Here is a 9,696-nt window from a genome sequence, read left to right on the forward strand (position 1 = left end):
GGCGTAGGCGTCTGCGTCCGGGGTGGGCAATGCGCGGCGGTCGAGCTTGCCGTTGGCGGTCAGCGGGAACAGGTCCAGCACCACGAAGGCGCTGGGCACCATGTAGTCGGCCAGTGAGGCGGCCAGTTCGGCGCGCAGGTCCTGTACCGACAGGGTGTTGCCCGGTTCGGCGATCACATAACCGACCAGGCGTTTTGGTCCCGATTCGTCCTGGCGTGCCAGCACCACGGCGTCTTTCACGCCGGCACACTGGCCCAATCGCGCCTCGATCTCGCCGAGTTCGATACGGAAACCACGGATTTTCACCTGGTCGTCGTTACGGCCGAGGTATTCGACATTGCCATCCGGCAGCCAGCGACCGAGGTCGCCAGTGCGGTAAAGCAAGGCTTGCGGCGCAGTGCTGAACGGGTCCACCACAAACTTCTCGGCAGTCAGCTCGGGACGGTTCAAATACCCCTTGGCCACGCCGTCGCCACCAATATACAACTCGCCCGCGACGCCAATCGGCACCGGATTGCCCTGTGGGTCCAGCAGGTAAAGCCGTGTATTGCCCACCGGGCGACCAATCGGAATGCTGCCCTCGCCTGCTTTCTTGATTTCGTAAGTCGCGGAGAACGTGGTCGCTTCCGTCGGGCCGTAGCCGTTAAGCAGGTGCTGCGGCGCGCCTTCTTTCAATACACGACTGATCACGGCGGGATCGAGCACGTCGCCACCGACGATCAGGTAGCGCAACTGGCCGAATACCGACATCAAACCGGCGGCGTATTGATGGAACAGACCTGCCGTCATCCACAACACGCTGATTTTTTGCTCCAACAGCAATGCGCTGAAGCGTTCTTGCGAGAGCAACACGTCTTGCCCAACGATCACCACGCAACCGCCATTGAGCAGTGGCGCCCAGACGTCGAGGGTGCTGGCGTCGAAGGCCGGGTTCGAGGCAAACGCCACGCGATCCTCGGCATTGAATTCCGCGTAACCGTTGTTGATCACCAAGCGGTTGATGGCGCGGTGCGGGACCAAAACGCCCTTTGGCGTGCCGGTCGAGCCCGAGGTGTACATGATGTAGGCCGGCGATTCGCTGGACTGTGGCAGTTGCGGGTCCGTGGTCAGGTTATCGAGGGTTACGCTGTCCAGATCCACGCGCTTCGCGTCTACGGGCACCGTGGTTGTGCTCAACGTGAGCACCATTCGTGCCCCGCTGTCCTGCACCATGAAGCCTTGACGTTCGGTGGGTGCGCTGAAGTCCAGAGGCACATAGACCGCCGCACATTTGAGGATCGCCAACTGGCTGATCGGCAGCTCAAGGGAGCGCTCCAGCAGAATCGCCACGCGATCCCCCGGTTGTACGCCGAGGCCAATCAGGTGGTGGGCCAGTTGATTGGCCCGGGTATTGAGTTCGTTGTAGGTCAGGCTTTGCGTGTCGTGGACTGCCGCTGTGGCCTCTGGCTGGGCGTGGACCTGCGCTTCGAACAATGCATGAACGGTCTGGTCCTGCGGATAGCTGCGCGTCGTGGCGTTGAAGCCCACCAGCAGTTGCTCGCGCTCGGTGGGCGGCAGGATCGGCAGGCTGAGCAGCGCGGTGTGCGGCGCCTGCTCCAGGGCATCGACCAACTGCTCCAGCGCAATATTCAGATAGGCGCAAATACGCTCGGCACCGATTTGCGGCATGGCCAGCGCGGTCACGCGGAAGCCTTCACCGAGATCGTCCACCGACAGGGTCAGCGGGTAGTTGGTGCGTTCTTCGTTGCTCAGGGATTCGATCCCCTCCCACGCCGTCAGGGTTTCGCTTGAATGCGCTTGGACGGAGCTGTGGCGGTAATTGAGCAAAGCACTGAACAACGGCAATGGCGCGACCACCCCGCTGCAACGCTGGGCCAGGGCCAGCGAGGCATGTTCGTGCCCCAGCAAACCGCTCAACCGCGCGTGGGTGGCTTTTACCCCGTCGCGTACACCAAGTTCGCCGAGGCTGACCCGCAGCGGCAAGGTGTTGATGAACATGCCCAGCGCCCGTTCGGCGCCCTCGCCGCCCTGCATCCGGCCCATCAAAACAGTGCCGAACACCACGTCTTCACGACCCGACACCCGGCCCAGCACTTGCGCCCAGGCCAGGTGATGCAGGCTCGCGGCGCTCACGCCCAACTGACGGGCCTGGGCGCGCAGACGGCGGCTCAGGTCGGCGCTGAGGTCCAGCGCGGACTCTTCGATGTCGCTGCCATCGCCGCGCACATCCTGCAAACCGAACGGCAGCGTCGGCTCGTCGATATCGCCGAGCATGTCGCGGAAGAAGGCTTCGTGTTCTTCGCGGCTGACACCCAGACGCGCCTGGCCCACGTAATTGCGATACGGCACCGCATCGCCGAGGTGCTCGGATTGACCGAGCAAATGCGCCTGCATTTCCTGCTGCACCACTTCCAGCGCCACGTGATCGAGGGCCATGTGGTGGAACAACAGCATGGCGACCCAACGCTGGTTGGGGACGTCCTGGCTGAACACGATGCGCATCAGCGGCGCCTGTTGCATGTCGAGACGGTAATGCAGGGTGTCGAATTCTGCGCGCAAGCGATCAGCAATCTCGCCTTCGCCGGCGTCGAACTTGATTTCCTCAACCGCCAGTTGCGCCTTGCGCCACACCACTTGCACCGGCTCGTCGAGGCCCTGCCACACCACCGAAGTGCGGAGGATGTCGTGGCGGTCGATGACGCTTTGCAGGGCATGGGCGAAGGCGTCCAACCGCTCGCGATCGGCAACGGTGAACGTGGCTTTGAGTACATAGGGGTCGCCCTGAGACGCGGCGATGTGATGGTAAAGAATGCCTTCTTGCAACGGCGCCAGCGGGTAGATGTCCTGCACGTTGCGCGCGCCGCCCGAGACGCTGGCGACGATGCGGTCGATGGCGTCCTGGTCAAGTTTGACCAGGGTCAGCATGTCCGGGGTGATGTGCGTGCAGCCCAGGCGAATATTGTTCGCTGGCACCACGATTTCGCTGCTGCCACCCACCGCTGCGGCAAGCGCGGCCAGGGTTGGCTGGCCGAACAGCACGCGGATGTCCGCCGACAGGTCGAGTTGGCGCATGCGCCCGATCAGGCTGACGGCCAGCAGGGAGTGGCCGCCGAGTTCGAAGAAATGGTCGTGACGGCCGACTTGCGGCAGGCCGAGCAGGTCTTGCCAGATGTGTGCGAGGGCAATTTCGACTTCGCCGACCGGGGCTTCGTAGGCGCGGGTGATGACGGCTGCGGAGTCCGGGGCTGGCAGGGCTTTGCGGTCGAGTTTGCCGTTGGGGGTTAGCGGCAGTTTGTCGAGATGGACGTAGGCTGCCGGGATCATGTAGTCCGGGAGTTGGGTTTGCAGGTGGCGGCGGAGTGCGTCGATGTCCAGCGATGCTTGTGCGGTGTAATAGGCGACCAGGCGTTTTTCGCCCGGCACGTCTTCGCGGGCCAGGACAGTGGCTTCGTTGATGTCGGGGTGTTGGGCGAGTTTGGTTTCGATCTCGCCCAGTTCGATGCGGAAGCCGCGGATTTTGACTTGGTCGTCGTTGCGGCCGAGGTATTCGATGTTGCCATCTGGCAGGTAGCGGCCCAGGTCGCCGGTTTTGTACATGCGGGCGTTGGTGCGGAATGGATCGTTAAGAAAACGTTCGGCAGTCAGGTCGTCGCGGTTCAGGTAACCCCGCGCTACGCCAGCGCCGCCGATGTAGATTTCGCCCGGCACGCCCAGTGGAACCGGTTGTTGATGTTCATCCAGCAGGTAGAACTGGGTGTTAGCTACCGGTTTGCCGATGTGCGCCGCAAAACCATCTTCGCGGTCCATTGATACCCAACTTGAGTAGGTTGTGGTTTCCGAAGGGCCGTAGAGGTTGCACAGGCGCTGGACGCCGGTTTGTTCGAACAGGTTTTCCACGAGGCTGCGTTTGAGCGCTTCACCAGCGACGTTCACCGTGTGCACGTTTTTGCTGAGTCCGCCGGACTCCAGCAACGCCTTGAGCGCCGACGGCACAGTGTTGATCAGCGTGATGTCATCTCGCAGTTCCAGCACATTAGTGACGACATCGATGCTGCCGCCGGACGTCAACGGTGCAAAGCACTCATAGACTGCCAAGTCGAAGTTCAACGAGGTGGAGAACAGGGTTTTCGACAACGTGGCGTCATCGAATGAACGATGCGCCCACGTCAGGAAGTTCACGGTGTTGCGGTGTTCGATCATCACGCCTTTCGGCAAACCGGTTGAACCGGAGGTGTAGATCACATACGCCAGATGCGCCGATGTCAGGCCTTCAATCGAAGGATTGGCGACGGATTCGTCCTGCCAGATGCCGCTATCCAGATCGATAACCGGCATCGAAGCTTCACTCAGAAGCCCCAGCGTTGCGGTCTGCGCCAACACCACGGCCGGTGCGCTGTCCTCAAGCATGTAGGCAATCCGATCCAACGGATAAGCCGGATCCAGCGGCACATAACCCCCGCCCGCCTTCAAAATCGCCAGCAACCCGACGACCATGTCGGCACTACGCTCTACACAAATCGCCACCCGCGAATCCGGCCGCACGCCCTGCCCGCGCAGATAATGCGCCAAGCGGTTCGCCCGCTCATTCAGCTCGCGATAACTCAACCGTTGCTCGCCATAAACCACCGCCACCGCATCCGGCGTGCGCTCTACCTGCGCCTCAAACAACCCATGAACCGTCTCGTCCAACGGATACACAGCCTCAGTCGCATTGAACCCGACCAACACCTGCTCCCGCTCCGACGCCGGCAATATCGGCAACCGATACAACGCAGCCTGCGGCGTCTGCTCCAGCGCCAACACCAATCCTTCCAGCGCCGCCTGCATATACGCGCAAACCCGCTGCGCCCCGACCTGCGCGGCCACCAACACCGTCAACTTGAAGCCATTACCCAAATCATCCACGTTCAACGTCAGCGGATAGTTGGTGCGTTCCTCACCACTCAACACTTGCATCCCACGCCACGCGTCCACGGCCTGGGCCGATACCGCGTCCGTCGCACTGTGGCGATAGTTGAGCAGCGCGCTGAACAGCGGCGTCGGTGCGGTCACGCCACTGCAACGCTGGGCCAATGCCAGCGAGGCATGCTCATGACCGAGCAACGCAGTCAGCCTTGCATGGGTCGCCTTGACTCCGGCCTTCACCCCTTGGGCGCCGACATCCACGCGCAACGGCAGGGTATTGATGAACATCCCCAGCGCGCGGTCGGCGCCGTCGCCGCCCTGCATCCGGCCCATCAGCACCGTACCGAACACCACGTCCTGCTTGCTCGACACCTTGCCCAGCACCTGGGCAAACGCCAGGTGGACAAGGCTCGCCGCGCTCACACCGAGCTGACGCGCCTGTGCCCGCAGTCGCAGGTCCAGCGCAGTCTCGACAAACCGCGCATGTTCTTCGATATCCCGGCCATCGCCCTGCACATCCTGTAAACCGAACGGCAGCGTCGGCTCATCGATATCGCCAAGCATCTCGCGGAAAAACGCTTCGTGTTCTTCACGACTGACGCCAAGGCGCGCCTGGGCCACATAGTTGCGATACGGCACGGCGTCGGTGAGTTGATCCGCTTCACCCTGCAAGTACGCCTGCATCTCGTGCTGCACCACTTCCATGGCGGTGTGGTCCAGCGCCATGTGGTGGAACAACAGCGTCGCGACAATGCGCTGATTGGCTTCATCCTGCGCGTAAGCCAACCGCATCATCGGGGCCTGGCTAACGTCGAGTCGGTGATGACGAGGATCGAGTCGCTGGCTCAACAGCGCTACGGCATCGCCGGCCGCCGGATCGAGGTCGACTGCCTCAAGGTGCAACTTCGCCTCGCGCCAGACCACTTGGGCCGGGGACTCCAGACCCTCCCACACCACGCCGGTGCGGAGGATGTCGTGGCGATCGATCACCACCTGCAACGCTTGAATGAACGCATCGAGGCGTTCCTGATTTTCAAAGGCGAACTGCGTTTGCAGCACGTACGGGTCGCCCTGCTCGGCGGCCAAATGGTGATAGAGGATGCCTTCCTGCAACGGCGCCAGCGGATAAATATCCTGCACATTACGCGCGCCGCCAGGGACGGTGGCGACGATACGGTCGATGGTGTCCTGAGTCAGAGTGGCGAGGGGCAGCAGGTCCGGGGTGATGTGCGCGCAGTCCAGCGGAATCAGATTCTCGGGAACGCTGACTTCTTTACCGCTACCCACAGCAGCGGCGAGTGCCGCCAATGTCGGTTGGCTGAACAGAATGCGTACATCAGCGCTCAATTCGGCCTGACGCATCCTCTCAATCAGCGTCACCGCCAGCAGCGAATGGCCGCCGAGCTCGAAGAAGTGGTCGTGACGACCCACGCGTTCCACCTTGAGCACATCAGCCCACAGGCGTGCGAGGATTTCCTCGACTTCACCTTGTGGCGCTTCGTACTCGCGACTGGCATAAGCGTCTGCATCAGGGGCCGGCAGCGCGCGGCGGTCGAGCTTGCCGTTGGCGGTCAGCGGGAAGCTTTCCAGCACCACGAAGGCACTTGGCACCATGTACTCGGCCAGCGAGGCGATCAGTTCGGCGCGTAAGTCCTGCGCTGACAGGCTCATGCCCGGCTCGACAATCACATAACCGACCAGACGTTTGGGGCCCGATTCGTCCTGACGCGCCAGCACCACGGCGTCTTTCACACCCGCGCATTCGCTCAATCGGGCTTCGATTTCGCCCAGTTCGACGCGGAAACCACGGATCTTGACCTGGTCGTCATTGCGACCCAGGTATTCCACATTGCCGTCCGCCAGCCAACACGCCAGGTCACCGGTTCGATAAAGCAAAGCGCTTGGGTCTGCGCTGAACGGGTCGGCGACAAACTTCTCGGCGGTCAACTCTGGACGGTTCAAATACCCGTTGGCCACGCCGTCGCCACCGATATACAACTCGCCCGCCACACCGACGGGCACTGGCCGCTGCCAGGCGTCCAGCACATAAACCCGGGTGTTGCCGACCGGGCGACCAATCGGAATGCTGCCCTCGCCCACGGCGTTGATTTCATAAGTCGTTGTGAACGTGGTCGCTTCCGTCGGGCCGTAGCCGTTGAGCAGGTGCTGCGGCGCGCCTTCTTTCAAGACGCGGCTGATCACGGCGGGATCGAGCACGTCGCCGCCGACGATCAGGTAACGCAACTGACCGAATACCGACATCAAACCGGCGGCGTATTGATGAAATAGACCTGCCGTCATCCACAACACGCTGATCTTTTGCTCCAGCAACAGCGCGCGGAAACGTTCCTGGGACAACAACACATCCTGCTCGACGATCACCACACAACCGCCATTGAGCAACGGAGCCCAGACGTCGAGGGTGCTGGCGTCGAACGCCGGGTTCGAGGCAAACGCCACGCGATCCTCGGCGTTGAAGTCCGCGTAGCCGTTGTTGATCACCAGTCGGTTGATCGCCCGGTGCGGGACCAAAACGCCCTTCGGCGTGCCGGTTGAACCCGAGGTGTACATGATGTAAGCCGGCGATTCGCTGGACTGTGGCAGGTGCAGGTCAGCGGCCAAGTCATCGAGCAAAACGGTGTCCAGGTCCACGCGCCGAGCGCCTTCGGGCACCGATTCCGTGCTCAACGTCAGCACCATTCGTGCCGCGCTGTCCTGCACCATGAAATCCTGGCGCTCAATCGGCGCACTGATGTCCAGCGGCACATACACCGCCGCGCATTTCAGGATCGCCAATTGGCTGATCAGCAATTCAAGGGAACGCTCCAGCAGAATCGCCACGGATTCGCCCGGCCGCACGCCGAGGTCGACAAGGTAATGGGCTAGGCCATTGGCCCTGGCGTTGAGTTCACGATACGTCAGGCGTTGCCCGTCGTGGATCGCCGCTGTCGCATCAGGATGAGCCAGGACCTGCGCTTCAAACAGCCCATGCACGGTCTGGTCCTGCGGATAGCTGCGCGTGGTCGCATTGAAATCCAGCAACACGTGCTGACGCTCGGCGTCCGGCAAAACCAACAGCTCATGCAGCGGCAACTCCGGCGTCTGTTCCAGCGCCCGTGCCAGTCCCGCCAGCGCGGTCAGCATGTAATCGCCGACCCGCTGCGCGCCGATCTCGGCCAACGCCAGCACACTCAGGCTGAAGCCTTCGCCCAGGTCGTCCACCGACAAGGTCAGCGGGTAGTTGGTACGTTCTTCACCGCCCAGCGACTGCAAACCCGCCCACGCTTTCAGCGAATCGGTGGTCGGCACTTGTGCGGTGCCACTGTGGCGATAATTGAGCAGCGAACCGAACAACGGCGCCGGTGCCGGCACCCCGCTGCAACGCTGGGCCAGTGCCAGCGAGGCGTGTTCATGCCCGAGCAGCGCCGCCAGGTCGGCATGCGTGGCTTTGACGCTGTCGCGCGCGCCCTGCCCGGCCAGTTTGACCCGCAGCGGCAGGGTGTTGATGAACATGCCCAAGGCCCGATCCGAACCATCGCCGCCCTGCATCCGGCCCATCAGCACGGTGCCGAACACCACGTCTTCACGTCCCGAAACACAGCCCAACACCCGCGCCCACGCCAAGTGATGCAGGCTCGCGGCGCTCACGCCCAACTGCCGGGCCTGGGCGCGCAGGCGCAAGCTGAGCGAGGCATCGACCGTCAGATGCACCTCTTCGATGACCGGGTCGAGTTCAGGCACACCGGCCAAACCGAATGGCAGGGTCGGTTCATCGACCTCGCCCAGCATGTCGCGGAAAAACGCCTCATGCGCATCGCGGCCAACACCCAGCCGAACCTGCGCCACGTAGTTACGAAACGGCATCGCGGCGGGCAAGGCGTCGCCTTCGCCGAGCAGGAAGGCCTGCATTTCGTGCTGCACCAGTTCCAGTGCCGCGTGATCCAGGGCCATGTGGTGGAACAACAGAATCGCGACCCAACGCTTGTGCTCAAGGTCCTGGGCGCAGACCAGGCGCATCAGCGGCGCCTGGCCCACATCCAGACGATGCTGGCGGGTATCGAAGCGTTCACGCAGTTGCGCGAGGATGTCGCCGTGTGCCGGGTCGAGCGCTAACTCTTCCAAAGGCAGGGTTGCCGCGTGCCAGACCACTTGCACCGGCTCGTCGAGCCCTTCCCACACTACCGAAGTGCGCAGGATGTCATGGCGATCGATCACGCCTTGCAAGGCCTGGGTAAAGTTTTCGAGGTGCGAACGTTGCTCGGCGCCGAACAGCGCCTGCAACACGTACGGGTCGCCCTGCTCGGCGGCGAGGTGATGGTAAAGAATGCCTTCCTGCAACGGCGCCAGCGGATAGATGTCCTGCACATTGCCGGCGCCGCCGGGCACGGTTTCGACGATGCGGTCGATTTCCGCCTGACTGAGGCTGGCCAGGGGCAGCATGTCCGGGGTGATGCGGAACGCCGGGCTGAGCCAGTCACCGCCATTTCTCGTCACCAGCGCGATCAATTCGTTCTTGTGGAGGCCAAGACTGTCCCACAGCGCGCTGTCCAGCCCTTCGTCATCGCCCAGGATCACAAGGTCGCCATCATCCAGTTGAAGACGGATCGGGTGCAGAGAAAGAACGGCCATCAAATCGCTGAATTGCATCGAAGAACCTGCTGTGTGAATTCGGGGGTGGTTGACGATGAAAATTGTGCTTTTCAGATACGGCGTGGCGCCTGAACGCGGGAATCGGCAGCGTTTCAGGGGCCGAGGGCGGCGCTTGGGTCAGGGCTTTGAATGAATATCGGG

The 9,696-nt window shown here is 62.5% G+C and carries 1 protein-coding gene (cut by a window edge); it reads right to left on the minus strand.

Going from position 1 to position 9,696, the window contains the following annotated elements:
• Window positions 1–9,552 carry the start of a non-ribosomal peptide synthetase gene (locus LOY68_RS17595; protein ID WP_265038750.1) on the minus strand. 21,282 nt of this gene lie to the left of the window's left edge, so the window shows 9,552 of its 30,834 coding nt (coding positions 1–9,552); the start codon lies at window positions 9,550–9,552; the stop codon falls past the left edge of the window.
• Between the last annotated feature and the right edge of the window lie 144 nt (window positions 9,553–9,696).

The organism is Pseudomonas sp. B21-053, from assembly GCF_026016365.1.
GTDB classification, from domain to species: domain Bacteria; phylum Pseudomonadota; class Gammaproteobacteria; order Pseudomonadales; family Pseudomonadaceae; genus Aquipseudomonas; species Aquipseudomonas nunensis.